General features: G+C 71.9%; 28 protein-coding genes. 21 read left to right on the top strand and 7 right to left on the bottom strand.

Going from position 1 to position 25,890, the window contains the following annotated elements; genetic code table 11:
• Window positions 1-133: 133 nt before the first annotated feature.
• Window positions 134-1,498, top strand: coding sequence for an NAD(P)/FAD-dependent oxidoreductase (locus tag OG448_RS22025; protein WP_405556226.1), 1,365 nt, complete (start codon window positions 134-136; stop codon window positions 1,496-1,498).
• A 244-nt stretch (window positions 1,499-1,742) separates the two neighbouring features.
• Here the strand turns inward: OG448_RS22025 and OG448_RS22020 are convergent, their stop codons facing one another.
• Window positions 1,743-3,185, bottom strand: coding sequence for a regulator (locus OG448_RS22020; RefSeq protein ID WP_405556224.1), 1,443 nt, complete (start codon window positions 3,183-3,185; stop codon window positions 1,743-1,745).
• A gap of 251 nt (window positions 3,186-3,436) precedes the next feature.
• Between OG448_RS22020 and lipB the strand changes: the two genes are divergently transcribed.
• The 4 genes from lipB to OG448_RS22000 all read left to right on the top strand — a co-directional run bounded on the left by lipB (window position 3,437) and on the right by OG448_RS22000 (window position 6,521).
• On the top strand, window positions 3,437-4,231 hold the full coding sequence (gene lipB, locus OG448_RS22015; RefSeq protein WP_405556222.1) for a lipoyl(octanoyl) transferase LipB: 795 nt from the start codon (window positions 3,437-3,439) through the stop codon (window positions 4,229-4,231).
• Between the two features lie 121 nt (window positions 4,232-4,352).
• A complete protein-coding gene (lipA, locus tag OG448_RS22010) occupies window positions 4,353-5,318 on the top strand; it encodes a lipoyl synthase (protein WP_391291503.1) in 966 nt (321 codons plus the stop codon).
• A 230-nt stretch (window positions 5,319-5,548) separates the two neighbouring features.
• Window positions 5,549-5,746, top strand: coding sequence for a hypothetical protein (locus OG448_RS22005; RefSeq protein ID WP_030807683.1), 198 nt, complete (start codon window positions 5,549-5,551; stop codon window positions 5,744-5,746).
• Window positions 5,747-5,819: 73 nt separating this feature from the next.
• Complete coding sequence (locus OG448_RS22000; RefSeq protein ID WP_130334209.1) at window positions 5,820-6,521, top strand: DUF4191 domain-containing protein; 702 nt, start codon at window positions 5,820-5,822, stop codon at window positions 6,519-6,521.
• 64 nt (window positions 6,522-6,585) lie between these two features.
• Here OG448_RS22000 and OG448_RS21995 read toward each other — a convergent pair whose 3' ends face one another.
• Window positions 6,586-7,053 (bottom strand): RDD family protein, encoded by a 468-nt coding sequence (locus tag OG448_RS21995; RefSeq protein WP_391291505.1) that lies wholly within the window; start codon window positions 7,051-7,053, stop codon window positions 6,586-6,588.
• Window positions 7,054-7,264: 211 nt separating this feature from the next.
• Here OG448_RS21995 and glnA point away from each other — a divergent pair, with 211 nt between their 5' ends.
• Window positions 7,265-8,674: a type I glutamate--ammonia ligase gene (gene glnA, locus OG448_RS21990; protein ID WP_030807690.1), complete on the top strand. Its 1,410-nt coding sequence runs from the start codon at window positions 7,265-7,267 to the stop codon at window positions 8,672-8,674.
• Between the two features lie 63 nt (window positions 8,675-8,737).
• Here the strand turns inward: glnA and OG448_RS21985 are convergent, their stop codons facing one another.
• Window positions 8,738-9,742 carry an endonuclease/exonuclease/phosphatase family protein gene (locus tag OG448_RS21985; RefSeq protein WP_405556220.1) on the bottom strand — a complete coding sequence of 335 codons (1,005 nt, stop codon included), beginning with the start codon at window positions 9,740-9,742 and terminating at the stop codon, window positions 8,738-8,740.
• Between the two features lie 88 nt (window positions 9,743-9,830).
• Here OG448_RS21985 and OG448_RS21980 point away from each other — a divergent pair, with 88 nt between their 5' ends.
• Window positions 9,831-10,505, top strand: a complete 675-nt coding sequence (locus tag OG448_RS21980; RefSeq protein WP_391291506.1) for a response regulator — start codon at window positions 9,831-9,833, stop codon at window positions 10,503-10,505.
• Window positions 10,498-11,589 carry a sensor histidine kinase gene (locus OG448_RS21975; RefSeq protein WP_405556218.1) on the top strand — a complete coding sequence of 364 codons (1,092 nt, stop codon included), beginning with the start codon at window positions 10,498-10,500 and terminating at the stop codon, window positions 11,587-11,589. The genes OG448_RS21980 and OG448_RS21975 overlap by 8 nt, the downstream gene beginning before the upstream one ends.
• 74 nt (window positions 11,590-11,663) lie before the next feature.
• On the opposite strand, the gene OG448_RS21970 is transcribed toward OG448_RS21975, so the two are convergent.
• Complete coding sequence (locus OG448_RS21970) at window positions 11,664-11,909, bottom strand: hypothetical protein (RefSeq protein WP_391291508.1); 246 nt, start codon at window positions 11,907-11,909, stop codon at window positions 11,664-11,666.
• A gap of 253 nt (window positions 11,910-12,162) precedes the next feature.
• Here OG448_RS21970 and OG448_RS21965 point away from each other — a divergent pair, with 253 nt between their 5' ends.
• The 4 genes from OG448_RS21965 (at window position 12,163) to OG448_RS21950 (ending at window position 14,656) form a co-directional block, all read left to right on the top strand.
• Entirely contained in the window at window positions 12,163-12,423 is a 261-nt protein-coding gene (locus OG448_RS21965; protein ID WP_405556217.1) for a hypothetical protein, read from the top strand.
• A gap of 130 nt (window positions 12,424-12,553) precedes the next feature.
• Entirely contained in the window at window positions 12,554-13,039 is a 486-nt protein-coding gene (locus OG448_RS21960) for a hypothetical protein (RefSeq protein ID WP_405556216.1), read from the top strand.
• A 96-nt stretch (window positions 13,040-13,135) separates the two neighbouring features.
• Window positions 13,136-14,056: a zinc metalloprotease HtpX gene (gene htpX / locus OG448_RS21955; RefSeq protein ID WP_405556214.1), complete on the top strand. Its 921-nt coding sequence runs from the start codon at window positions 13,136-13,138 to the stop codon at window positions 14,054-14,056.
• A 3-nt stretch (window positions 14,057-14,059) separates the two neighbouring features.
• Window positions 14,060-14,656: a hypothetical protein gene (locus tag OG448_RS21950; protein WP_405556213.1), complete on the top strand. Its 597-nt coding sequence runs from the start codon at window positions 14,060-14,062 to the stop codon at window positions 14,654-14,656.
• A gap of 2 nt (window positions 14,657-14,658) precedes the next feature.
• Here OG448_RS21950 and OG448_RS21945 read toward each other — a convergent pair whose 3' ends face one another.
• Entirely contained in the window at window positions 14,659-14,931 is a 273-nt protein-coding gene (locus OG448_RS21945) for a hypothetical protein (RefSeq protein WP_405556211.1), read from the bottom strand.
• Between the two features lie 113 nt (window positions 14,932-15,044).
• Between OG448_RS21945 and OG448_RS21940 the strand changes: the two genes are divergently transcribed.
• Window positions 15,045-15,743 (top strand): alpha/beta fold hydrolase, encoded by a 699-nt coding sequence (locus OG448_RS21940; RefSeq protein ID WP_405556209.1) that lies wholly within the window; start codon window positions 15,045-15,047, stop codon window positions 15,741-15,743.
• A 37-nt stretch (window positions 15,744-15,780) separates the two neighbouring features.
• Here the strand turns inward: OG448_RS21940 and OG448_RS21935 are convergent, their stop codons facing one another.
• Entirely contained in the window at window positions 15,781-16,086 is a 306-nt protein-coding gene (locus tag OG448_RS21935; protein WP_405556207.1) for a hypothetical protein, read from the bottom strand.
• Window positions 16,087-16,299: 213 nt separating this feature from the next.
• On the opposite strand from OG448_RS21935, the gene OG448_RS21930 reads away from it, so the two are divergent.
• The 6 genes from OG448_RS21930 (at window position 16,300) to OG448_RS21905 (ending at window position 22,734) form a co-directional block, all read left to right on the top strand.
• Window positions 16,300-16,677, top strand: a complete 378-nt coding sequence (locus tag OG448_RS21930; RefSeq protein ID WP_405556206.1) for an ArsC/Spx/MgsR family protein — start codon at window positions 16,300-16,302, stop codon at window positions 16,675-16,677.
• Between the two features lie 97 nt (window positions 16,678-16,774).
• Window positions 16,775-17,488 (top strand): hypothetical protein, encoded by a 714-nt coding sequence (locus tag OG448_RS21925; protein ID WP_405556204.1) that lies wholly within the window; start codon window positions 16,775-16,777, stop codon window positions 17,486-17,488.
• Window positions 17,489-17,839: 351 nt separating this feature from the next.
• Complete coding sequence (gene glnII, locus OG448_RS21920; protein WP_405556202.1) at window positions 17,840-18,871, top strand: glutamine synthetase; 1,032 nt, start codon at window positions 17,840-17,842, stop codon at window positions 18,869-18,871.
• Window positions 18,872-19,308: 437 nt separating this feature from the next.
• Window positions 19,309-19,911 (top strand): winged helix-turn-helix domain-containing protein, encoded by a 603-nt coding sequence (locus OG448_RS21915; RefSeq protein ID WP_405556200.1) that lies wholly within the window; start codon window positions 19,309-19,311, stop codon window positions 19,909-19,911.
• Between the two features lie 61 nt (window positions 19,912-19,972).
• Entirely contained in the window at window positions 19,973-21,019 is a 1,047-nt protein-coding gene (locus OG448_RS21910; protein WP_405556198.1) for an NAD-dependent epimerase/dehydratase family protein, read from the top strand.
• Window positions 21,020-21,138: 119 nt separating this feature from the next.
• Window positions 21,139-22,734: a DUF1996 domain-containing protein gene (locus OG448_RS21905; RefSeq protein ID WP_405556196.1), complete on the top strand. Its 1,596-nt coding sequence runs from the start codon at window positions 21,139-21,141 to the stop codon at window positions 22,732-22,734.
• A gap of 102 nt (window positions 22,735-22,836) precedes the next feature.
• On the opposite strand, the gene OG448_RS21900 is transcribed toward OG448_RS21905, so the two are convergent.
• Window positions 22,837-23,244, bottom strand: a complete 408-nt coding sequence (locus tag OG448_RS21900) for a hypothetical protein (RefSeq protein WP_391291522.1) — start codon at window positions 23,242-23,244, stop codon at window positions 22,837-22,839.
• A gap of 123 nt (window positions 23,245-23,367) precedes the next feature.
• Between OG448_RS21900 and OG448_RS21895 the strand changes: the two genes are divergently transcribed.
• Complete coding sequence (locus tag OG448_RS21895) at window positions 23,368-23,874, top strand: tetratricopeptide repeat protein (RefSeq protein ID WP_405556194.1); 507 nt, start codon at window positions 23,368-23,370, stop codon at window positions 23,872-23,874.
• A gap of 61 nt (window positions 23,875-23,935) precedes the next feature.
• Window positions 23,936-25,858 (top strand): hypothetical protein, encoded by a 1,923-nt coding sequence (locus OG448_RS21890; RefSeq protein WP_405556192.1) that lies wholly within the window; start codon window positions 23,936-23,938, stop codon window positions 25,856-25,858.
• Window positions 25,859-25,890: the final 32 nt, after the last annotated feature.

Here is a 25,890-nt window from a genome sequence, read left to right as displayed (position 1 = left end):
TGCGACCGTGCCCTGCCGATGCGCGACTGGCATTGACCGACAATGACCCTAACCTCGACCCGAACTCGCGTATCCGGCGGGCCAGTTGAGGGCATGACCTCTCCACCGGCCGCGCAACCACAGGAGGGGCCTCGTGCTTGAGCCCGCGTACCAGGTGGACGTCGTCGTCGTGGGAGCCGGGGTCGCCGGACTCTCGGCGGCCCATCGGCTGACCAGCGCAGGAGTGACGACCGCAGTCCTGGAGGCCGCCCCCGGGGTCGGCGGCCGCATGTCGACCGAGCAGGTCGACGGCTTCCGTCTCGACCGTGTCGGACGGCCCCTGACCACATCCGGCACCGAGCTGCGCACCGCGCCGGGCCTGGAACCGCTCGCGCTGCGGCAGTTCGCGCCCGGCGTGCTGCTGCACCGGGACGGCCGCAGGCACCGCGCGGGCGCGCCGGCACCCGTAGGGGGCGCACGGGGCGCACTCCATGTGGCGCGCGCCCTGGCGAGCGCCCCCAGGGGCCCGGTCGCCGTGCCCGGCCGGGCGGGGACACCGGTCGGCGGGGCCTGGGACCAGGCCCGGCTGAACGCCGCGCTGGCCCGGATCGCGGCCACCCCGGTGGACCGGCTGCTGGCCCGCCCGGAGCAGGCCGCCGCCGACGCGCTGGCGGCGCGCGGGATTCCCGTCCGTACCGTCGACGGCTTCCTGCGCCCACTGCTCGCCGCGCTGCTGTGCGACCCGGAGCTGACCACGTCCAGCCGGAGCGCCGACCTCGCCCTGCGGGCGTTCGCCGGGGGCAGGCTGAGCGTGCCGGAGGGCGGCGCGGAGGTGCTGCCCGAGCTGCTGGCGCGCGCCCTGCCGCCGGGCACCGTGCGCACCGGGGTCCGGGTCACCTCGGTCTCCACCACCTCGGTCACCACCGCCGAGCACGGTGTGCTGCGCTGTCGCGCGGTGCTGCTGGCCACGGACGCCCGTGCGGCGGCCGAGCTGCTGCCGGGGCTCCGCGTCCCCGACTTCCACCCGGTGACCGTCGTCCACCACACCACCGACGACCCCGGCCCGGCGCTGTCCACGGGCACCTCGCTGCTGCTGGACGCCGACCGGGGCGGCCCGGTCGCGCACACGGCGGTGCTCAGCAACGTCGACCCGAGCCGGGCGCCGGCGGGCCGCGCGCTGATCTCCTCCACCGTGCTCGGCACCCCGCCCGAGGACGTGGACTCCGCCGTCCGCACCCACCTGGCCCGGTTGTACGGCACGCCCACCCACCGCTGGGAAACCCTGGCCGTGCACCACACCCCGGACGCGGTCCCGGCGATGCGCCCCGCGTACGACCCCCATCGCCCGGTACGCCTCCTGGCGGGCCTCTACGTGTGCGGCGACCACCGCGACACCGGCACCCTCCAGGGCGCCCTGCACTCGGCCACCCGCGCCGCCACGGCCGTCCTGACCGACCTGGGAGCCACCACCTCGATGCACCTGGCGGACCCACCGGCGTCGATGCCACGGGCGGCCTAGAGCCGGGGGCCCGGCCCGCACGCCGGGCCCCAGCCCGCCCGTCCCCCGTGGGCCGGGCCGCAGGACTCCGGCGCGGGGTGGGCCTGTCCCGGTGCCGCCACCCAGCGCTTTCCGGCCGGGCCCTGCCCCTTCCCCCGTGGGCCGGGCCGCAGGACCCCGCGCCGGGCACCAGGCACCCGGACGCCCCCGGCAGCACCCCCCGAGCCCTCCCGCGCCCGCCGGAGGCCCGTCGCGCCGGGTGGGCCTACCCCAGTGCCGCCACCCGCTCCCGGTACCCGCGGGCCGGGGGTGCGTCGCGGTACGGCTCCAGGCGGCGTTCGAAGTCGCGGATGTACTCCACGGCTCGGACGGAGCGCATCTCGGCGGCCTGGGCGGCGGCCTCGGCGGCGAGGGAGCACGCCTGGTCGAGGTCGCCGAGGCCCAGCCGGGCGGTGGCCAGGACGACGCGGGAGAACAGCCTGCTGCGGGCGTGCGCGGCGGAGCGCAGCCGCAGCGAGCGCTCCGCGTGCTGGGCGGCCGCCCGGAACTGGTGCAGGTCCCGGTGGCAGTGGCCGAGCTCGTCCGCGAGCTGGGCCTCGTCGAAGAAGCGCGCCCAGTGCGGCACGTCGTCGCCGGGCCGGGCCGTCTCCAGGGCGCGCTCGGCGCGTACCAGCGCGCCGGTGCACGCCCGCGTCTCCCCGAGCACGGCGTGCGCCCGCGCCTCCGCCGCGTGCAGCAGGGCCTGCACGACGGGCGTCGCGCCGGTGCCGATCCCCTGCTGGGCGACCCGCGCCAACTGGACGGCCTCCCGCCCGTGCCCGAGGTAGACGGCCTGGCGGCTCATGGTGACCAGCACGTAGGAGCCGTAGGCGCGGTCCCCGGCCGCCTGGGCGAGCCGCAGGGCCTGCACGAAGTACCGCTGGGCGAGCCCGTGCGCGGCGATGTCGTACGAGGTCCAGCCGGCCAGCCGGGTGAGGTCGGCGGCCGCGCCGAACAGCCTGCGGCCGGTCTGCTCCGAGTAGCTGCCGCGCAGCATCGGCTCGCACTCGTGCTCCAGGTAGCGCACGAGGGCCTGCCGGGCGTGCCCGCCGCCGTACTGGTCGTCCAGCGCCCGGAACAGCTCTCCCACCGAGCGCAGCGCGGCGAGGTCCCCGCCGGTCACCCGGTGCCCGGAGGGGCGTTCGGCGGGTGCGGGGGCGCGTACGGGCCCGGCCTCGGCGGAACGCGCCTGGGCCGGCACCCGGATGCCGGGTTCGCGGGCCACCCGGTCGTCGGCCTTGCCGATCAGCCAGTCCCGGCTGGGCACGACCAGCCCCGCGGGCGTGAACGCGATCTTGCGCAGCTCGGCATGGCTCCCGGAGTCCTTGCGCCACAGCCCGCTGACGATGTCGACGGCCTCCTCGGGCGTGCCCGCGAACTCCAGACCGGCGTACACCGGCGCACAGGCGTCCAGACCGAGGTCCTGGGCGGTGAGCCGGCGGCCGAGACGGCGGGTGAACACCTCGGCGATCAGCGCGGGAGTGGTCCCGCGCGGCTGCTGGCCGCGCAGCCAGCGGGTGACGGAGGTCTTGTCGTATCTGAGGTCCAGCCCGTGTTCCAGGCCGAGCTGATCGACGCGACGGGCCAGACCCGCGTTGGAGAACCCCGCCTCTGCGATGAGCGCGGCGAGCTGGCGGTTGGGGGTGCGCTGCGCGGGTCGGTCCGTCATGTGCGGTGCGGTCTCCTGCCTGACAGGCCACTGAGGTGCCGGGACGGGCTGTGAACAGCCCTTTTGGCCTCACGAACGGCGCGAATGTAGCGGAGAGTGAACAACTCGTCGCATAGATCCTCGGGCATTCATCCGATCGTGTGAGGATTACCCGCGCGGCTGACGTCACCCGTCCGGACGTACAGTGGCGTGGGCGCCGTACGCGCCTGACAGACCCGACGAGGGGTGCCCGGCTAAGGGAGGCGCTTGCCGTGAGTGACTTGCGGTTCGTCCACATGGGGTTCGGCGCGGACGCCGTCGACTATCAGGAGGCGTGGGACGAGCAGCGCCGGGTGCACGCCGCCCGGTTCGCCGACGAGGTCCCCGACACCGTGCTGCTGCTGGAACACCCGCCGGTGTACACGGCCGGCCGCCGCACCGAGCCGAGCGAGCGCCCGCTGGACGGCACCCCCGTGATCGACGTGGACCGGGGCGGCAAGATCACCTGGCACGGACCGGGCCAGCTCGTCGGCTACCCGATCCAGAAGCTCCCCCGCCCGGTGGACGTCATCGCCCACGTCCGGCGCCTGGAGGAGGCCCTGATCCGCGCCTGCGCGGAGTACGGCCTCGAGACCACCCGTATCGAGGGCCGCAGCGGTGTCTGGGTGCTGGGCGACCCGGTCGAACAGCGCCTCGGCGGCCTCTCCCTCGACTTCGATCCCCGGATCGCCGACGAGGAGTTCGATCCCCGGATGAACGGCCCGGAGTACGCCCCCTCCAACGCGGGCCAGCGCCGCGAGGACCGCAAGATCGCCGCGATCGGCATCCGCGTGGCCAAGGGCGTCACCATGCACGGCTTCGCCCTCAACGTGAACCCGGACAACCGCTGGTTCGACCGCATCATCCCGTGCGGCATCCGCGACGCCGGGGTCGCCTCCCTGGCGAACGAGCTGGGCCGGGACATCACGATCGAGGAGGTCGTCCCGGTGGTCGAACGCCACCTGCGCGAGGTCATGGCGAGCGCCGTCCTCGAACCGAGGGTGATCGAGAAGCCCGCCACGGTCTGATCCGGGAATGCGGCCTGCGTCCGCGAGGTTTTCGCCCCCGGTAGGACCCAATGAACACGGGCGTACTCTGGTGTACGCCGAAGAATCGAAGACTTACTTCGCAACAAGCAGGGAGCCGGTCGTGTCCGCAGTCGCACCCGACGGACGCAAGATGCTGCGCCTGGAGGTCCGTAACAGCCAGACCCCCATCGAGCGCAAGCCCGAGTGGATCAAGACGCGGGCGAAAATGGGACCCGAGTACACCAAGATGCAGAACCTCGTGAAGAGCGAGGGCCTGCACACCGTGTGCCAGGAGGCCGGCTGCCCGAACATCTACGAGTGCTGGGAGGACCGCGAGGCGACCTTCCTCATCGGCGGCGACCAGTGCACCCGGCGCTGTGACTTCTGCCAGATCGACACCGGCAAGCCCGAGGCCCTGGACCGGGACGAGCCGCGCCGCGTGGGCGAGTCCGTGGTCACCATGGACCTCAACTACGCCACGATCACCGGCGTCGCCCGCGACGACCTGGCCGACGGCGGCGCCTGGCTGTACGCCGAGACCGTGCGCCAGATCCACGCCCAGACCGCGGGCCGTGAGACCGGCCGCACCAAGGTCGAGCTGCTGGCCCCCGACTTCAACGCGGTGCCCGAGCAGCTCGCCGAGGTCTTCGAGTCCCGCCCCGAGGTCTTCGCGCACAACGTCGAGACGGTCCCGCGCATCTTCAAGCGCATCCGCCCCGGCTTCCGCTACGAGCGCTCGCTGAAGGTCATCACCGAGGCCCGCGACTTCGGCCTGGTCACCAAGTCCAACCTGATCCTCGGCATGGGCGAGACCCGCGAGGAGGTCGTGGAGGCGCTCCAGCAGCTCCACGACGCGGGCTGCGAGCTGGTCACCATCACCCAGTACCTGCGTCCCTCCGTGCGCCACCACCCGGTCGAGCGCTGGGTGAAGCCGCAGGAGTTCGTAGAGCTGAAGGAGGAGGCCGAGCGGATCGGCTTCTCCGGTGTGATGTCGGGCCCGCTGGTCCGTTCCTCCTACCGCGCCGGGCGCCTTTACCAGATGGCGATCGAGAAGCGTGGTACGTACATCGCCGCCCAGGCGGTGTGAGCGAGTCGTGTGAAATCACGCACAAGTTCCTACTGGCCAGTAATGGCCGAGTCGACGCGGTCCCGTCCGTCCTCGCTGATGAGGGCGCCCCTCGGGGCCGCGTCGGCGTGTACGGGACCTGCGCCGAGGCTTCACCACCGTTTGACCGGTCGGTCACGCACTGGTAACACCAATCAGTGACCCTGGAATCACGCCCCGTACACCACCCGTACCGAGGGGGGACCTCGATCATGCAGGCCGCACCCGTCCGCGCCACCGCCATCCCGTCCTTCACCGTCGCCCTGCGCGCGGTCGAGACGCTGCTGCTTCAGGGCGGCCAGCGCACCGCCCGCCGCAACGCCTGGACCTCCGTACTGGAGGACCGCCGCCGCGCCAAGGACCGGGTCGAGGCCCAGCAGTTCCTCGACCGCGCCGCCACCCGCCCCTGACACCTCTCCTCCAGGCGCCTCCCGCCGGGCACCGCCGTCGAGAGTCCTCCGGCGGCCACGTAGACTCGTGGGCATGGCGAGGAAGGAAACCGCGGCGGACGCCGCGAGCGCAGGGCGACTGAAGCAGATCGCCCTCACGTACAAGATGACCCGCAAGGCCGACAAGACGATCGGTCTTGTACTCGCGGCTGTCGGGCTCGGCATTTTCGCCGTCCTCCTCGTGATCGGCTTCCTGATCGGGCACCCCGTCTACGGCGGCATCCTGGGCCTGCTGCTCGGTCTGCTGGCGACGGCGATCGTGTTCGGGCGCCGGGCCGAGCGGGCCGCGTTCGGGCAGATGGAGGGCCAGCCGGGTGCGGCGGCCGCGGTACTGGACAACATCGGCCGGGGCTGGGTGACCACCCCCGCGGTGGCGATGAACCGCAGCCAGGACGTGGTGCACCGGGCGGTCGGCAAGGCCGGCATCGTGCTGGTGGCCGAGGGCAACCCGAACCGGGTGAAGAGCCTGCTGGCGGCCGAGAAGAAGAAGATGAACCGCATCGTCGCGGACGTGCCGGTGCACGACGTCATCGTCGGTGACGGCGAGGGCCAGGTCCCGCTGAAGAAGCTGCGGACGACCATGCTGAAGTACCCGCGGGTGCTGACCGGCCCCCAGGTGACCGCCACCAACGACCGACTGCGGGCGCTGGGCGATCTGATGAGCAACATGCCGCTTCCCAAGGGTCCGATGCCGAAGGGCATGCGGATGCCGAAGGGCGGCGGCAGGGGCCGCTAGTTCCGACGACATGCGAAGGGGCGCCCGGAGATTCTCCGGGCGCCCCTTCGCATGTCTCGGGCTGCTAGATCCTGACCTCGACGGTCTTGGCCAGCCGGTCGTGGAGCCCCCGGCCGTCGCGGTCCCAGACCAGCGCGGGGACGGCCAGGCAGAGCAGGAAGGTGCGCAGCAGGGCGCGCAGCGGGTTGACGGTGCCGGTCTCCAGGGCGACCACGCGCAGCCCGAGGAGGCGCTTGCCCGGCGTGGAGCCGAGGGTGCCCACGGTGAGCGCGCTCATCACGAAGAAGACCAGCAGGGCCCAGTTGCTGGTGGCCGGGGAGTTGCCGTGGGTGATCAGGCCGTATGCGATCAGCACGCACAGCCCCCAGTCCACGGCGAGCGCGCCGAGCCGGCGACCCGGACGGGCGATCGAGTTCGGTCCGGTCTCCGGCAGCCCGAGCTGCTCGCCCCGGTACCCGAAGTCGGCGCCCGCTTCTTCCATGGCCGCACGCGGCCCGGAGAGCCACGACCCCATCACTTCCCTGTTGTCCACCCGACCACGGTACTGCGCCCGCTTTCGGGCAGTACGCGCAGGGGTGCGTCGGCGCTACGGTGGAAGCGTGGCTGGTTAACTTCTGCGAAACAAACGAGTCACGCCCGAGAAATCACCGGTCCCTAGGGTCGGGACCTAGCGTGTGCCACCGCACTGGCCGCACGAACGATCTACCACCCCGGCGGGAACGGTCGGGAGTAGGAGGAGCTGGATGTTCCAGAACGCCGACGAGGCCAAGAAGTTCATCGCGGACGAGGACGTCAAGTTCGTCGACGTCAGGTTCTGCGACCTGCCGGGCGTCATGCAGCACTTCACCGTGCCCGTCGAGGCGTTCGACCCGGATGAGGAGCTGGCGTTCGACGGCTCGTCGATCCGCGGTTTCCAGGCCATCCACGAGTCCGACATGGCGCTCCGCGCGGACCTGTCGACGTCTCGGGTGGACCCCTTCCGCCGCGACAAGACGCTGAACATCAACTTCTTCATCCACGACCCGATCACGGGCGAGCAGTACTCCCGTGACCCGCGCAACGTGGCGAAGAAGGCGGAGGCGTACCTCGCGTCCACCGGCATCGCCGACACGGCGTTCTTCGGCCCCGAGGCCGAGTTCTACGTGTTCGACAGTGTGCGCTTCAAGACCGCCGAGAACGAGGCGTTCTACCACATCGACTCCGAGGCGGGTGCCTGGAACACCGGCGCCCTCGAGGACAACCGGGGTTACAAGGTCCGCTACAAGGGCGGTTACTTCCCGGTCCCGCCGGTCGACCACTTCGCCGACCTGCGTGCCGAGATCTCCCTGGAGCTGGACAAGGCCGGCCTCAAGGTCGAGCGCCAGCACCACGAGGTGGGCACGGCCGGCCAGGCGGAGATCAACTACAAGTTCAACACGCTGCTCGCCGCCGCGGACGACCTCCAGCTCTTCAAGTACATCGTGAAGAACGTGGCCTGGCGCAACGGCAAGACCGCGACCTTCATGCCGAAGCCGATCTTCGGTGACAACGGCTCGGGCATGCACGTCCACCAGTCGCTGTGGTCGGGCGGCGCCCCGCTCTTCTACGACGAGGCCGGTTACGCGGGCCTGTCGGACATGGCGCGCTACTACATCGGCGGCATCCTCAAGCACGCCCCGTCGCTGCTGGCCTTCACCAACCCGACGGTGAACTCCTACCACCGCCTGGTGCCGGGCTTCGAGGCGCCGATCAACCTGGTGTACTCGCAGCGCAACCGCTCCGCGGCGATGCGTATCCCGATCACGGGCTCCAACCCGAAGGCCAAGCGCGTCGAGTTCCGCGCGCCGGACTCCTCGGGCAACCCGTACCTCGCCTTCTCCGCGCTCCTCCTGGCGGGCCTGGACGGCATCAAGAACAAGATCGAGCCGGCCGAGCCGATCGACAAGGACCTCTACGAGCTGGCCCCCGAGGAGCACGCGGGCGTCGCCCAGGTCCCGACCTCCCTCCCGGCCGTCCTCGACCGCCTCGAAGCCGACCACGACTTCCTCCTCCAGGGCGACGTCTTCACCCCGGACCTCATCGAGACGTGGATCGACTACAAGCGCACGAACGAGATCGCGCCGCTGCAGCTCCGTCCGCACCCGCACGAGTTCGAGCTGTACTACGACGTGTGATCGTCGCTGCCTGACACCAGGCTCTGCCCCCGTCTCCTTTCCGGAGGCGGGGGCGGTTCTGTTTCACCAGCTCAGCCTCGCCGCCACCGGCAGGTGGTCGCTGCCCGTTTCGGGGAGGGTCCAGGAGTGGTCGGCGGTCAGGCCCCGGTAGAGGATCTGGTCGATGCGGGCCACCGGGAAGGCTGTCGGCCAGGTGAAGCCGAAGCCGGTGCCGGAGGCGGTCTGGGTCGAGTGGAGGTGGGTGCGGAGGTCCGTGAAGGCTCGGTCGTCCAGGGTGCCGTTCAGGTCGGCCAGGAGGATCACCCGGGGGTTTCGCTCGGTGGTGATGGCGCGGCTCAGGGCTGCGGCGCCTATGTTGCGGCTGGTGGTCCAGAAGCCGGTGCGGGGGAGGAGGCGGACGGAGCCCAGGTGGGCCACGTAGACCGCGAGGGGGCCGCGGGGGGTGGCGACCGTGGTGTGGAGGGCTCGGTTTTCGGGGAGCTTGGCGGCGGCCGACTTGGTGGCGGCCAGGGGGCCGTAGTTCATGATGTCGATCGTGCGGGTCCCCGAGAGGGGGAGCTTGCTCCAGAGGCCGACGGTGCCGCGTATCGCGTGGTACGGGTAGGTCTTGGCCAGCGTCTTCTCGTACAGCGGGGCGGCCTGCGGAGTCAGTTCCTCCAGGGCCAGGAGGTCGGCGTCGGAGGCGGCCAGGGTGCGGGCGGTGCCGGTCGGGTCGGGGTTGGCGGCGCCGACGTTGTGGGCGGCCACGGTGAGGTCGCCACCCGGGTGGGACTTGTCGTGGAGGAGGCCGCCGAAGAGGCTCGCCCACACCACGGCCGGCAGCAGCAGCGCGGTCACCGCGGAGAGGGAGCGGCGCCGGAGAGCCGTGGCCAGCAGCACCGGGATGAACAGACCGAGCCACGGCAGGACGCTCTCCACCAGGCTCCCGAGTCCCGCGAAGTCCGTGATCGTCGCGTGCAGCAGCAGGAGCAGGCCGAGGAGCAGCGCCAGCGCCGTGAGCACCGGGCCGCGCTTCCAGGGCTCCGGGCGGGAACAGGCGAGGAGCGCCCGGTGGAGGTTTCGCGTCATGCGCCCCAGCCAAGGCGACGCGGTGTTGCGGCGGCGTATGCGCTTTCCGATACGCGGACGATACGTACGGCCTCGTAGCCTCGATGGCATGCGTGTGCTGATCGTCGAGGACGAGCCCTATCTGGCGGAGGCCGTCCGGGACGGACTGCGCCTGGAAGCGATCGCGGCGGACATCGCGGGCGACGGGGACACCGCGCTGGAGCTGCTGGGAATCAACGCGTACGACATCGCCGTGCTCGACCGGGACATCCCCGGCCCGTCCGGCGACGAGGTCGCGCGGCGGATCGTCGCCTCCGGGAGCGGGATGCCGATCCTCATGCTCACCGCGGCCGACCGGCTGGACGACAAGGCGTCCGGGTTCGGGCTCGGTGCCGACGACTACCTCACCAAACCCTTCGACCTGCGGGAACTCGTGCTCAGGCTCCGGGCGCTGGACCGCAGGCGGGCCCATCACCGGCCGCCCGTACGGGAGATCGCGGGGCTGCGGCTCGACCCGTTCCGCAGGGAGGTCCAGCGGGACGGGCGCCATGTCGCGCTGACCAGGAAGCAGTTCGCGGTGCTGGAGGTGCTCGTCGCCGCCGAGGGCGGGGTGGTCGGCGCCGAGGAACTCCTGGAGCGGGCGTGGGACGCGAACGCCGACCCGTTCACCAACGCCGTACGCATCACCGTCTCCGCCCTGCGCAAGCGGCTCGGCGAGCCATGGCTCATCGCCACCGTGCCGGGGGTCGGGTACCGCATCGACGCCGGGGGCGAGCGTGGATAGGGCTCCGGGACCGAGCGTTCGCCTCCGGCTCACCCTCAGTTATGCCGGGTTCCTCATGGTCGCGGGCGCCCTCCTGCTCGCCGCGGTGTGGCTGTTCCTGCTGCGGTACGTGCCCGAGCGGGCGCTCATCGTCCCCTCGGGGACGCCGATCAGGTACGACGTCTTCCCGGTCCGGTCCAACCTGCTGCGGGTCTTCGCGCCCCGCGCGGCCGGGGTACTGGCGTTCCTGCTGGTCTTCGGCCTGGTCGGCGGGTGGTTCCTCGCGGGCCGCATGCTCGCGCCGCTGACCCGCGTCACGGAGGCGACCCGTGAGGCGGCGAACGGCTCCCTGACGCACCGCATCCGGCTGCCGGGACGGAGGGACGAGTTCCGCGAGCTGGCCGACGCCTTCGACACGATGCTGGCCAGGCTCGACGCGCACGTGGCCGAGCAGCGGCGCTTCGCGGCCAACGCCTCGCACGAGCTGCGCACCCCGCTGGCGATCTCCAAGGCCCTGCTGGACGTGGCCCGCACCGACCCGGAGCGCGACACCGCCGAGCTCCTCGACCGCCTGCACGCCGTCAACGCCCGCGCGATCGACCTCACCGAGGCGCTGCTCCTGGTCAGCCGGGCCGAGCAGCGGTCCTTCGAGCGGGAGGACGTCGACCTGTCCCTGCTGGCGGAGGAGGCCACCGAGACGCTGCTCCCGCTCGCGGAGAAGCACGGCATCTCCATCGAGACATCGGGCGAGTTCACGCCCACCATGGGCTCGGAGGCGCTGTTGCTGCAGCTCACGATGAACCTCGTACACAACGCGATCGTGCACAATCTGTCTGAGGGCCGCGTGTGGGTCAGTACGGCCGTCCTCCCCGAGACCGTGACGCTCACCGTCGAGAACACCGGCGAGCAGCTCTGCCCCGAGCTGGCCGCGACTCTCACCGAGCCGTTCCGGCGTGGTACCGAGCGTGTCCACACCGACCACGCGGGGGCCGGGCTCGGGCTGGCGATCGTCCAGACCGTCACCCACGCCCACGACGGCACTCTGACCCTCAGCCCGCGCCCGTCCGGCGGGCTCCGCATCACGGTGGAGCTGCCGGTGCGCTGACCATCGCGGACGCCGTGCGACGGAAGAGGGCCGCCACCCCGGCCCGGGTGGCGGCCCTCTTCATCAGGCGCTCATCACGGGACCACGATCACCACGACGCCGCCGTTGTTGTAGCCGTAGCCAGGGCCGAAGCCGTTGTTGAAGCCGTAGCCGGGGCCATAACCGTAGCCGCAGTTCCCCCACCAGCCGCAGCCGCGGTTGGTGGGCACGTGGGTGGCAGTGGCCGCCGATGCTGTTCCGGCGGTGGCGATGGCTCCGCCTGCCAGGAGGAGACCGGCGGCGGATGCCGCCACGAGACGCTTGGCGCGCTGTGCATTCATGGACGTACCTTCCTTCCACCCCGCGTGCAGTCCGCGACTGCACGGTTCGGATGGCGCGGTCGGTGGGCTGGCCGCCTTCGGTCGCCGGGACGACGCTGGAGCGCGTCCCACCCTGCGGCACTCACTCGATGCTAGGTGAGCACCTCCCGCTCGGCATCCGGAGCCGGACCGGGGCCCCGTGCAACCTTTTCCGCCGCTCGCGCTTCCTACTCTCGGGGGATCATGGTCCCCGGACTGGAAAGGGTTGCGCGACATGGCCGAACAGGACGACTGGCAGCGGGAGTTCGACCTCAGATGGGCCGACTCCGCCGAACACAAGGAACCGTCCGCCCGGGCCCGTATGCTCGCGGCCCGCTGGAAGGAGAACCCCCCGGACCCGATCCCGTTCCGCGCCGACCCGACCTCCCCCGGCGGCTCCCGCAGAAGCTCGTGGGTGTCGACGATCGTGGTGCTGGGATGCGTGGCGGCGGTGATCGTGCTGCTGGGGTGGGCGCAGATGAGGTCGTCCTATTGACGGCGGGGACCCGGCGGAGTGGCTGGAGCTGGACCGGCGTGCACGCGCCTGGTGGACGCAGGACCCGCCGGGCGACAGCAGTACGCTGCTCGCCGCCTTCGCGACCGGCGAGCCCCTCGGTGACGAGGCCGTGGAGCCCGGTGCCGCGATCGGGCTCGCGGAGTGCGGTGAGCGGGCGGACGCGCCCCTGCTGTGGGCGCTGCTGAAGCACCCGGCGCCAGGCGTACGGGCGCGGGCGGTGGCCGGGCTGCGGACGCTCGGCGTGACGGACGTACGACGGCTGCGGCCGCTGCTGGACGATCCGGCGCCCGGTGTGGTCGGTGAGGCCACGCTCGCCCTGCTGCCGTCGGCCCGCGACCTGCCGGAGGAGTGGCTGCTGTGCCGGCTGGACGCCGGGCGGCCCCGCTGGGAGCGGGTGTCGGCGTGGCGGCTGCTGGACGCGCACGGTGATGTCGTACGGCTCCGGGCGGCCGTGCCGCTGCTCGACGACGTGGACGTACGGCTGCGGACGTGGGCGGAGCACGCCGTCCTGCGGGTCGCGCGCCGGGGCCCACGCGGGTCGCAGGGACCGGAGATCGCGGCGCTGCTCGACCGGGCCGAGGCGGTCCGCCGGTGAAGCGGGGGAAGCCTTTGCCGCTCGCGGCCACAGACATGGGCCGCGCCGGGTGCACACTGGACGCAGGGGGAGAGGCCGAGTGTGGGGTGATGCGTGATGCAGAGCCGTTTTCGCAGTGACCGTCGGCTGACCGTGCGGATGACGGTCACGATGTTTCTGCTCGGGCTCCTGTACGTGGCGTTCGTCGCCGCGCTGATCGTGCTGCTGAAGTCGTGGGTGCTGGTCGCCGTGCTCGTGGCCGTGATGTTCGTGGCGCAGTTCTGGTTCTCCGACAAGATCGCGATGTTCGCGATGCGCGGGCATGTGGTGGAGCGGGAGCAGTATCCCGAGCTGCACGCGGTGGTGGACCGGCTGTGCGCGATCGCGGACATGCCGAAGCCGGTGATCGCCGTGTCCGAGCTGGACATGCCGAACGCGTTCGCCACCGGCCGCAACCCCGATCACGCGGTGGTCTGTGTGACCACCGGCCTGCTGCGGCGGCTGGAGCCGGCCGAGCTGGAGGGTGTGCTGGCGCACGAGCTGTCGCACGTGGCGCACAAGGACGTCGCCGTGATCACCATCGCGTCGTTCCTGGGTGTGATCGCCGGGCTGATCGTCCGGTTCATGTTCTATTCGCAGTTGTTCGGCGGTGGCCGGCGCGACCAGAACACCGCCGCGATCTTCGCCGCGGTGATCGGCGTCTCGGCGGCCGTGTACGCGATCAGCTTCCTGCTGATCCGGGCGCTGTCCCGCTACCGCGAGCTGGCCGCCGACCGTGCGGCCGCGCATCTGACCGGCCGCCCCTCGGCGCTGGCGTCGGCGCTGACGAAGGTGTCCGGCGAGATCGCCCGTATCCCGACCAAGGACCTGCGCACCGCGCAGGCGTTCAACGCGTTCTACTTCACCCCCGCGACCGGCAGGGAGCCGGGCATCGAGCGGATCTTCTCCACCCACCCGTCCCTGGAGCAGCGGCTCGCCCAGTTGGGCCGGATCTCCGCGGAGCTGGGCGAGGCCGCCGCCCCCGAGAAGACGGGCTGATCATTGGGTCTGCTGGACATCCTGCTGGGGCGTACGAAGCCGGTGGCGCCCGATCTCGATCAGCTCTTCGCGTTGCCCTCGGCGGCGATCACCCTCCAGGCGGCGGCCGGGTTCACCCCGACCGGGGCGGGCGCGGTGTGCTTCGCCACGGTGGAGGGCGCGGCGTTCGAGCAGACGCACCGGGAGGTACGGGCCCTGCTGGACGCCGACGCCGAGCGCGACGGGCCTCCGGTGGCGCTGACCCAGGACGACTACGGGTACTCCTGGCTCAGCTCCCACCGCTCCCCCGAGCAGCTCCCCGAGCTGGTGAACGACCTCCACGCGGTGAACAGCTCGCTGGAGGCCAACGGTTTCGGCCCCCAACTGCTGTGCTCCCTCGCCGCCTTCGAGCGGGCGGACCAGGACGACGACCGCCGGCTGGCCCTCGTCTACCTCTACAAGCGCGGCACCTTCTACCCCCTGTGCACCCGCCCCGGCCACCAGCGCCGTGACAACGCCCTGGAGCTTCAGGTGACGTCGGCGCTGGAGGGGGACCTGCGGATCGAGAAGGACACCTCCCGGTGGTTCCCGCTGTGGGACGCGCCGGGGATGACGGGCTGAGCTCAGCGGCTCTTCTCCCGCTGCTGTCGGCGGGTCTCGTAGGGGCGCTCACGGCGGTAGCGGCGCTCCCACTTGGCCTGCCGGTCGCGGCGGTCGCGGTAGGCGCGGTACGTGTCCGGGGGCGGGGCGCCTCCGGGCGGCGGCGGGGGTGGTGGCGAGCCCCGGCCGCCCCTGAGGTACAGACAGAGCAGGGCGACGGCGGCGAGCCAGTAGAGGTGGTTACCGATGCCGAGGACGGCAAGAGTGAGGGTGGCGGCGACGACGAGAATGCTCATGACGGAACCTCCTGGCGATTCAACGTACCGGCGCGGCTACTGTGCGTGCATCTCTTTTTCGGGATTCGGTGACTGTGGGTGAACACCAGGGCACGGCTCAAGTCCCTTGCCCCATGGATGAGTTCACCGTGGACTGCGACGGCGAACGGCTGAGCGCGATACGCGTGGGAGGGCCGGGTGCGGGGATCACGGCCGTGCTGCTCCACGGCGCGGGTACCGGCAGCAAGGAACGCCTGCTGCCCCTGCTGTCGGCCTTCGCCGAACAGGACTGCCACGCCGTGGCCTTCGACTTCTCCGGCCACGGCCGCAGCACGGGCCACCTGTCCGAACTGAGCCTGCGACGCCGCTTCGAGCAGGCGGTCGCGGTGATCGACGCCCAGGCGGGAGACGGCCCCCTCGTCCTGGTCGGCTTCAGCATGAGCGGCCAGACGGTGGCGGACCTGGTACGGCATTACGGGCGCCGGGTGGTCTCGGTGGGCCTGGGCGCGCCGGGGATCTTCGCGGCGGCGGCGTGGAACGAGCCGTTCGGCGACGGCACGGGCACCTTCACCGAAATCCTGCGCACGCCGGGGAGTTGGCGGGACTCCGCCGCCCTGCCGGCCCTCCGCGGCTTCGGGGGCAGGGCGGTCCTGGTGACACCGGGCACGGACACGGTCATCCCGCCGGAGGTGACGAAGGCGGTCGAGGAGGCGCTGTGCGCGCGGGCGCGGTACTCACGCCTCGAGCTACCGGACGCGGAGCACAAGTTGGGGCTGTGGTTCCGGGATCATCCGGAGGACGGGCGCAGGTTGGTGACCCTGCTCGCAGGATGAGTGCCGGGCGCCCCACGGGGACGCCCGGCCGGTGGGCTCAGTGCAGGAGTGCCCGGACCATGCGGCAGGTCGTGGCGGACGGCGGGTGGACGCCGAGCCTGTCCGCCGTGTCGCGTATCGCCTCGTCGCGGGCCTGGGCCGGGAGGTAGACGCCCGAGTCGAGCAGGGCTATGGCGAGGCGCATGGCCTTCAGGCGCCGGTTGTGCGACACGTACCACTCACGCGGCCGCCCGGCGGGCAGTGGACGCTTCGCGGCGGGCGTGTACGGCGAGTCGAGCGGCACGGGCCGCCTGGCGGTGGACTGGGTCGGCGACGGCTTGTTCCTCAGAGCGGCAACGGACACGGACACCCTCCTGTGGCGAGCGGAGCACCCACCGGAACCCCCCGGCGAATCCTCTCGAACACTGCCCCCAGTCTACCGGCGGCCACTGACAACGGGGAGGGCGTGAAGGAGCACGAAAACCCCTGGTGGAACCGGGAATTGGCGTACTGTCACACGAGTGACGCGAGGGGTGCCGGAAATTCGAACAGCCCCAGCGGCGCGTACCGTACTCCCATGGAGATCTGGATCAACCCCGCCTGTTCCAAGTGCCGTAGTGCGCTCGACCTGCTGGATGCCGAGAAAGCCGGGTACACCGTGCGGCGATACCTCGAGGACGTGCCGAGCGCCGAGGAGATCCGGGAGTTGCTCGGGCGGCTCGGGCTGGAGCCGTGGGACATCACCCGGACCGGGGAGGGTGTCGCCGGGGAGCTGGGGATGGCGGAGTGGGGGCGGGACGCGGAGGCGCGGGAGCGGTGGATCTCGGCGCTCGTCGAGCATCCGGTGCTGATCCAGCGGCCGATCATCACCGCCGAGGACGGAACGGCGCTGGTGGCGCGGTCGGAGGAGGCGGTACGGGACGCTCTGGGGCGGGGCGGGTCAACTTCCGTATGACGTAGGTCACTTACTCGACGCGTGTCACCGTTGAGACACGGCGGCGGGGCCTCCCGTACATAGCGGCGTACGCTCCCCTACCCCCCTGGAGGCGCCGATGTCGCGCAGTAGAAGTCTCGGCACCAAGAAGAAGATCGCGCTGCTCGTCAGCGCCGCCGCGGTGGCGGGCGGTGGGGCCTTCGCCCTGGCGACCACCTCGAACGCGGCGCAGAGCCCGCAGGAGGCGAAGACCCTGTCGTCCGCCGCGGACTCGACCGTGTGCCAGGGGTTCGCCACCGCCCTCGGCAACAACCAGAAGTTCATCGAGGGCCAGAAGGCGAACCCGGACGCGCAGTCGTCGGCCCGGATCGCCAACCGCGAGGCGGTCATCGAGCAGATCAAGGTCCAGCAGAAGGCCGCTGGTTGCACCGTTGGGGAGTCGGCTCAGGACTCCCAGGCGGGCAACCAGCAGGGCGCGGGCCAGCAGGCCGGTGGCGGGCAGCAGGCCGGCGGCCAGCAGAGCGCCCCGCCCGCGCAGAGCGCCCCGCCCGCCCAGGGCAACGGCGGTGGCGCCGCCGCCTCCGGCCAGCAGGTCTGCAACGGCTCCACCGTCACGCTCTCCGGCGAGGGCGGCGCCCCGGCCGCGTCCAGCAACCAGTTCCCGATCGGGACCACGCTGAAGGTCACCAACCTGGACAACAACAAGTCCACGACCGTCAAGGTCGCGTCGGTGTCCGGCAGTTGTGCCCTCCTCAACAACGCGGCCTTCGAGCAGGTCCGGGAGCCGGGCAAGTTCCTGATCCGCCGCGCCGTGATCGAGAAGGTGGGGTGAGGCGCCACGAGGTGAACGGACACCGGTGAGACGACGGCCCGGACCGACGCGACGTCGGCTCCGGGCCGCTCCCCGGTCTCCCCCACCCCGCACCGACGGGCGGGGTCCAGGACTCGCCGCCTTGCGCACCCACCCGCGCAGGAGGAACAGGCGGCGCCCCTGGACCCCGCCTCCGTCATGTGCGGCCGTCGTGAGCCGCGACACAGAACCCCCAGGTAACACGGGGTTCACACACGGGCAATGATCGGGAAATCGGCTGTTGGCACGCTGCCGGACATAACGACGCGGTGTCCGTGCCGCGGCGTCGCGGCACCTCGTGTGCGCCCGAACCACCCCGAAGGATGTGTCCCCGTGACCTTCAAGGCCGAGTACATCTGGATCGACGGCACCCAGCCGACGGCCAAGCTCCGTTCCAAGACGAAGATCATCACGGGTGCCCCGGCCGGTCTCGACGCGCTTCCGATCTGGGGCTTCGACGGCTCCTCCACCAACCAGGCCGAGGGCCACGCCTCCGACCGCGTGCTCAAGCCGGTCTTCACCTGCCCGGACCCGATCCGCGGCGGCGACGACATCCTGGTGCTGTGCGAGGTCCTCGACATCGACATGACGCCGCACGTGTCCAACACCCGCGCCGCACTCGCCGAGGCGGAGGAGCGCTTCGGCGCCCAGGAGCCGATCTTCGGCATCGAGCAGGAGTACACCTTCTTCGACGGCACCCGCCCGCTCGGCTTCCCGGAGAACGGCTTCCCGGCCCCCCAGGGCGGCTACTACTGCGGTGTCGGCGCCGACGAGATCTTCGGCCGTGACGTCGTCGAGGCCCACCTGGACAACTGCCTGAAGGCCGGCCTCGGCATCTCCGGCATCAACGCCGAGGTCATGCCCGGCCAGTGGGAGTTCCAGGTCGGCCCGCTCGCCCCGCTGGAGGTCTCCGACCAACTCTGGGTGGCCCGCTGGCTGCTGTACCGCACCGCCGAGGACTTCGGCGTCTCCGCCACCCTCGACCCCAAGCCGGTCAAGGGCGACTGGAACGGCGCGGGCGCGCACACCAACTTCTCCACCAAGGCCATGCGCGAGGGCTACGAGGCGATCATCACCGCGTGCGAGTCGCTCGGCGAGGGCTCCAAGCCGCTGGATCACGTCAAGAACTACGGCGCCGGCATCGACGACCGCCTCACCGGCCTGCACGAGACCGCCCCGTGGAACGAGTACAGCTACGGCGTCTCCGACCGCGGTGCCTCGGTCCGCATCCCGTGGCAGGTCGAGAAGGACGGCAAGGGCTACATCGAGGACCGCCGTCCCAACGCCAACGTCGACCCGTACGTGGTGACCCGCCTGCTGGTGGACACCTGCTGCGCCGCCCTGGAGAAGGCCGGCCAGGTCTGATCCCACATGCCGGGAAGGGGCGCCCGCCGAGCCGGTGGGCGCCCTTCGGCGTACCCCCGGCCAGCAGCGGGTTTCGGCCAAGAAGGCGTCAAGGAGGCGTCCGAGGAGTGAGAGAAGGCTCCTGCGCGGCGCCCGCGTCTGCTTCAATGGGCCCATGGTCGGCATCCAGAACTTCGTAGCTACGGGTCGTGAGGACCTGGAGCCGTTCTGGCCTTCCCGTCAGCACGACGACTTCGACCGAGTGTGTTGCCGCGCGGCTTACGCGCGAGCCCTCTGAGCACCGTAGATCCCTGAGCGCCGGACACCACCGGCCCCACGGACCCACCGGCCTCCGGCCAGCGCGTCACGACGAACGTCCCCCCAGGCGCGCGCCCGACCACGAGTCACGGCCGCCGCCTCGCCCGACGACACTTCTCGCGCGAAAGAGCTGACCTCTCATGGCGACCCACCGTCCTCAGTCCACCGCCACCACCCTCAGCGACCGCCCCGCCGTCCCCGCCGCGGGCCCCCGGCACCGACTGCGTGCCGTCGACCGGGACGAGGAGTGGCATCTGCCCTCCCCCGCCGTCGCGGAGACCGTGGCGGACCTGCTGCCGCCCGGCGCCACCTGGCTGCCCGCCCCGCCGCACACCCTGCCCGACCTCCCCGGCCGGCCGCCGATGGTCGGCTATCTGGTCCTGGTCCCCGCCGACCAGCGGCCGCCCTTCGCCCCGGTGGCCGTCCCCACCCCTGCCGAGCCCGCCCCCGACCCGGTGGTGCGGATCGACGCCGTACGCCGGATCGCGCATGTGGACGGCCGGGAACTCGACCTGACCTACCTGGAGTTCGAGCTGCTCGCCCATCTGGTGGCGCACCCGCACCGGGTGCACACCCGCGACCAACTGGTCACCACGGTCTGGGGATACGGCCATGTCGGCGACGGCCGTACCGTCGACGTGCACGTCGCCCGGCTGCGCCGGAAGCTGGGCGCCCGGTACCGGCACGCCATCCAGACCGTGCGCCGGGTCGGCTACAAGTACACGCCTCCGACGGCCGGTTGAGCCGGTCCGCTCTGAGCGGACGCGCGTGCCGCCCGCGTCCGCTCGGGGCATGATCCCCGGCATGAAGCTACTCGTGCTGGGCGGAACCGAGTTCGTGGGCCGGGCCGTGGTGGAGGCCGCGCTGGAGCGGGGCTGGGAGGTGACCGCGTTCAACCGCGGCAACCGCCAACCCCCACCGGACGTACGGTCGTTGCACGGTGACCGCACCTCCCCCGAGGGTCTGGCCGCGCTCGCCGCCGACGACACCCGCTGGGACGCCGTCGTGGACACCTGGTCGGGCGCGCCGAGCACCGCGCTGGACACGGCCCGCCTCCTGAAGGACCGCGTCGAGCGGTACGCCTACATATCCACCCGCTCCGTCTACACCTGGCCCTGGCCCACCCTGGGCGGTCTCGCCGAGGAGGGTCCCCTGGTGGAGGGCGCCGCCGACGCGGACGCCACCGACTACGCGGCCGACAAGCGGGGCGGCGAGCTGGCCGTCCTGGAGACCTTCGGCGCCGACCGCGCCCTGCTGGTCCGGGCCGGCCTGATCCTCGGCCCGTACGAGAACGTCGGCCGCCTCCCCTACTGGCTGAACCGGATCGCGCGCGGCGGCGAGGTGCTGGCACCGGGCCCGCGCGAGATGCCGATCCAGTACATCGACGCCCGCGACCTGGCCGAGTGGCTGCTGAGCGCGCTGGACAAGGGGCTGAGCGGGCCGTACGACCTGGCGAGCGCGCCGGGTCACACCACCATGGGTGAGCTGCTTGAGCGGTGCCGGGAAGCCACCGGCTCGGCCGCCGAACTGCGCTGGACCGAGCCGGAGGCGATCCTCGCGGCCGGGATCGAGCCGTGGACCGAGCTGCCCGTCTGGGCGCCGCCGGAGGGCGAGCTGTCCTGTGTGCACCGCGGGGACGTGTCGCGGGCGCTGGCCACCGGGCTGCACTGCCGGCCGGTGGACGAGACGGTCGCCGACACCTGGCGCTGGCTGACCTCGATCGGCGGGCAGGTGCCCGAGCGGCCGGGCCGCAAGGCGCCGGGCGTCGATCCGGAGAAGGAGGCGGCCGTACTCGCAGCGATTCCCAACTCCCGCAGTTCAGAAGGCATTTCACCCGTCGATCGCGGGTAGACCTGGGAAATATTTGTGAGACCGGTGAACACCTCTGGGGCGGCGTGCGTATGGAAGGGCGCCGCTTCACTCCTGTCGGGCGCCTCGAAGCTGCCCCGCAAGGAAGTCAGAGGAGTTCCATGGGACGCAACATACGTAAACGCCGCTCGCCGCTGGCCGTGAAGGTCACCGCCGCATCGGCGGCCCTAGCGCTCGGCGGGGGCGGGCTGATCTGGGCGAACTTCTACGCCTCGGCTCACGAGTCGGACAACGGGGCGTGGGGAGGCAACCACACCAAGGCCGCGGCCGCGCAGGTCGCCACGATCTCGTGCCCGGACGTCGGCCAGAAGCTGACCAACGTGCCGGACAAGGCCCGTACCGACGTCGCCGGTGAACTGTCCAACCTGGACCGGCAGATCACCGAGGCGTACCAGCGCCTGGCGACCACGCGGGACGCGCAGACCCGGGACGCGAGCTTCGTCCAGAACAGCATCCTCCAGCCGCTCAAGGACCGCCGCCAGAACATCCTGGACCGGATCAAGCTGGAGATCACCCGCGTGGGTGGCACCGCCCCGGGCGATCTGGACACGCTGGCCAACTGCACCGGCACCCCGGCCGACCAGACCAACGCCGGCGGCCAGCAGGGCGGCCAGAACGGCGGTCAGCAGCAGGGCGGGGGCCAGCAGCAGGGCGGCCAGCAGGGTGGTGGCCAGGACAACGGTGGCCAGCAGCAGGGTGGCGGCCAGCAGGGCGGCCAGAACAACGGCGGTCAGCAGCAGGGTGGCGGCCAAGCGGGCGGCAACATCGGCGGTCAGGCCGGCAACGGCCCCGTCGCGGCCGACTTCGTCGACATCACCAAGGCCCAGGCCAACGTGAAGGCCAAGCCGCGCAACGCCCGCAACGCCTCGCGGGGCACCTTCACCACCCGCTGCGGTGTGAACACCAACAAGAACCACAACACCGACAACGTCATCGTGGCGCCCGGCGTGAAGAACGGCGCGCACCACCTGCACGACTACGTCGGCAACCAGAAGATCGATGCCTTCGCCAGCAACGACACGTTCCTCCAGGGCGGTTCGAGCTGCCAGAACAAGAGCGACCTGTCGTCGTACTACTGGCCGGTCGTCCGCGTCCAGGACGGTTCGCAGGACTTCGACCAGAACAACGACGGCGGCGGCAAGGAGGGCAACGTCGGCAAGATCCTGACGCCCGTCCAGGCGCAGATCAAGTACGTCGGCAGCCCCACCGGCAAGGTCGTGGCGATGCCGCAGTTCCTGCGGATCATCACCGGTGACGCGAAGACCACCACCAACGGTCTGGCCAACGCCAACGCGCACTGGAGCTGCACCGGGTTCGAGAACAAGGTCCAGCTCACCGAGCAGTACCCGATCTGCCCGCAGGGCAGCAAGGTCGTGCGCTCCTTCGCCTTCCAGAGCTGCTGGGACGGTCAGAACGCCGACAGCGCCAACCACCGCACCCACGTCGCCTTCGCCGACGCGAGCGGGAACTGCCAGAACGGCTTCAAGGCCATTCCGCAGCTCACCATGCGCCTGGTGTACGACATCGCGCCGCCGACCATCGAGAACGGCCAGGTGAAGAACGCCTACGCCGTGGACGGTTTCCCGGAGCAGCTCCACAAGCCCTCCACCGACCACGACGACTTCATCAGCATCACGAAGAACGGTCTCGCCAACAAGATCGCCAACTGTGTGAACCGCGGCCAGAACTGCTCGTGATCACATGCTCGTGATCCTCTGAAGACCCCCCTCCTCAGGGGATCACGACAGAAGGCCGGTGCCGGGAGCTTCCCGTCACCGGCCTTCGCCGTGGGTGCTGTGTCAGCCAGTGTGCTTCGCGCCGTGTCCGCTGTGGTCGGCGCCCACCTCGACCTCGCCGCCGAGCGTGCCGCGCAGCGCGTTCACCACGCCGTCGTCACCCACCGCGACCCACTTGCGGCCGACCAGGTAGTGACCGCCGTAGTCCTTCGCGTCGTTGATCCACTCACGCTGGCCCCGGTCGGTGGCGAAGGTGGCCAGGACGAACTTCCCGTCGGCGTTCTTGCAGAGCGCCTGGCGGATCTCGTCGGCGTCGGTCTGCATGTCCGGGCGGCACTTCACCTCGGCGGCCAGGCTCTCCAGGCTGCCGGTCGCGGTGGCCGGCACCTTCGCGGCATCGTCCTGGTCCGCGCCGCAGCCCGCCAGCGTCAGCACCACGGCGCCCACGAGCACCGCGCTGGTCATCCTCATCCGTTCCTCCGGTCCTGGTGGGCCGAGCATCCCGCACTCGCGCCCTCGCAACGGGTACGGCTGCGAGGCCGGACATGCTCAAATCCCTTGATCGGTACGCCCGGTGCCTGCCAGAGTGGTCCGATGGACCGAGACTGGGAAGAGCGCGTGGCGGCCGCCTGGGCCGCCTTGGACACCTGGCCCGAGGACGACGCGGCGGGCTTCCGCGCCGTGATCGACAAGCTGGCCGCCGAACTGCCCGAGGACGACCCGCTGGGCCTGTTCGAGCGGGCCTGCGCCTTCGACTCGACCGGCCACTCGGCCGACGCGGTCGGACTGTACCGCGCGGCCCTGGACAACGGTCTGACGGAGGCGAACCCGTACAAGGCCCGCCGGACGAAGATCCAACTGGCCAGCTCGCTCCGCAACACCGGGCACGCGGAGGAGGGTGTCGCCCTGCTCACCCCCGAACTCGACGCACATTCGGACGAGTTGAACGACGCCGTACGGGCCTGCCTCGCGCTGTGCCTGTCCAGCCTGGGCCGGGACCGCGAGGGGCTCTCGCTGGTGCTCGGCGCGCTGGCCCCCCATCTCCCGCGCTACCAGCGGTCGATGGCCAACTACGCCCGCCTGCTGACCGAACCGGCGTGATGCCGGCCGCACATCACCCGTGCGGCGGTGACCTACGGCCGTCTCGCTCGTTCTCCCCGATGTGCAGTCACAGGATGTAGCCCAGCGTCACGCACCCGCCTCCTCCCGGAACCAGGACCCGGCCGTCGACGTCGGCCGGGCCGAGGCCGCGCTCGTCGAGCACTATCCGCGGCTGGTCCGGCTCGCCTACCTGGTGCTCCCGCCCACCCTCGGCAGGGGGCGCCGGGTCCTGACCGCACACGCCCTCGCCCAGCGCGCCCTGCCGCGCGGCCGCAAGCAACGCGCGCTGATCCCGGCCCAGTCGACCGGCCGGGACGGCGACCCGGGCTACGACTTCGTCCGGCTCCGGGTGCTGCGCAGCGCGCTGGAGGCGTCCGAGCCGCGCAAGGGACTCCCCAAGCTGTCCCAACTCCCGGCCCCCCTTCCCCAGGTGTGGGGCCTCAGGCTCTTCCCGCGCTCCGGGGGCGCCGACGAACTCGCCCTCGACCAGAAGCTGTCGGCCCTCTCCGGCCCGGCCCGCGCCGCCTACGTCCTGCGCGGCCTGGAGGGCCTGGCGGACGACGACGTGCGTAAGATCCTCAAGGCCGCCGGGGTCACCCGTACCGAGTCCGCGCTGGCCGGGGCGAACGGGGTGCCCGCGCAGTACACGCTGCTCGCCTCCCCCGAGTTCGACGCCTGCTCGCTCCAGGCCCGGCCCACCGACCTGATGCGCCGCCGTCAGCACACCAAGGCGGCGGTGGCCGCGGCCGCCGCGCTCGCGGTGGCCTGTGTGCTGGTCGCGCTGCCGGGCGGCGGCTGGGGCCCGGACGGTGCCGCCGCCCCCGCGTACGCGGAGAACCCCGCAGCGACGGCCGCGCTCGACCCCGCCAAGGTGCAGCGTGTGACCCCGGCGGCGTGGAAGACCTCGGCGCGTACCGACTTCTCCGTCTGGCCCGCGCGCGGACCGCTCACCGGCGACGACGGCCTGCTGCGCCGCGCGCTGGCGGTCTGGGCCCGCCCCGGCGCCACGGTCCGCGTCTCCGCCACCCCCGGCACCTTCACCGGCGGCCCCGCAGGCCCGCCCCAACTCCTGTACGCGGGCGACGTGGACGCGGCCCGCGTGGTGATCCTCTACGACGGTCTGCGCATCACCCGCTACGCCGAACCCAGGGACGGCACCGAGGGCGCGGCCCTCGACTTCGCCCGCGTGGACGGCGCGACCGGCGCCGAGGCGAGCGCGCTGGTGCTCGGCCGCTCCGACGGCAACGTCCGCTACCTGACCGCCCCTTGGGTGAAGAAGGCGGCCGGGCGGGACCTGACCAAGCCGGAGTCGGCGCCGACCGCGCTCACCCTGACCGACGGGGTCACCTCCCCGCTGGCCAGCCCGGCACTCCGGGCGGGCGACTGCACCTCGTGGACCGTGCTCCAGTTGACGGACGGCTCCGGCACCCAGCTCTCCAGCGACCTGGGCGAGCTGGTGCCGGCCCATCTCACCGCGGGCCGGCCGGGTTCGACCGGCGAGGCGACCGGGGCCGAGGGGCTGCGGGCCTGGGCGCCGTTCGCCTGCTCGCTGGCGGCGGAGCGGTCGGCCGGGGTGCGCGGGGTGAACGCGTGGGCGTTCGCCGAGCAGCCGCTGCCGGACGCGAGCGGCGCCGGGCAGTGGGTGTGCACCCGCGCCGAGACCTGGCGCGGCGACGGCACGGCCGCGCTGGCCCAGTTCCGTACGCCGGGCGGCCCGGCCGGGGCGGTCGTGGCCAAGGGCACCGACACCACTGCGTGCGGGCCGCGTGATCCGCACGTACTGGCCGGGGTGCTGTGGAAGTCCAGCGGCGGCCACTGGTATCTGCTGGCGGCGGGCAGCCGGGGCGTGACCTCGATCCGGTCCTCGGGCGGGGTGACCGCGTCCGGGCAGGGCCAGTTGCTGGTGGCGAAGGCGGAGCAGGGCGCCCAGGCGCAGTTGGCGGGCACGCTGGAGGGCGGCCGGAGGATCAGCGGGCTGCGCTGACGGGCGCTGCTGACAGTTTGCCGAACAAGGTC

The organism is Streptomyces sp. NBC_01171, from assembly GCF_045039805.1.
GTDB lineage: Bacteria > Actinomycetota > Actinomycetes > Streptomycetales > Streptomycetaceae > Streptomyces.
The sequence above is the reverse complement of the archived record's forward strand: the minus strand, read 5'-3'. Positions and strand labels throughout refer to the sequence as shown.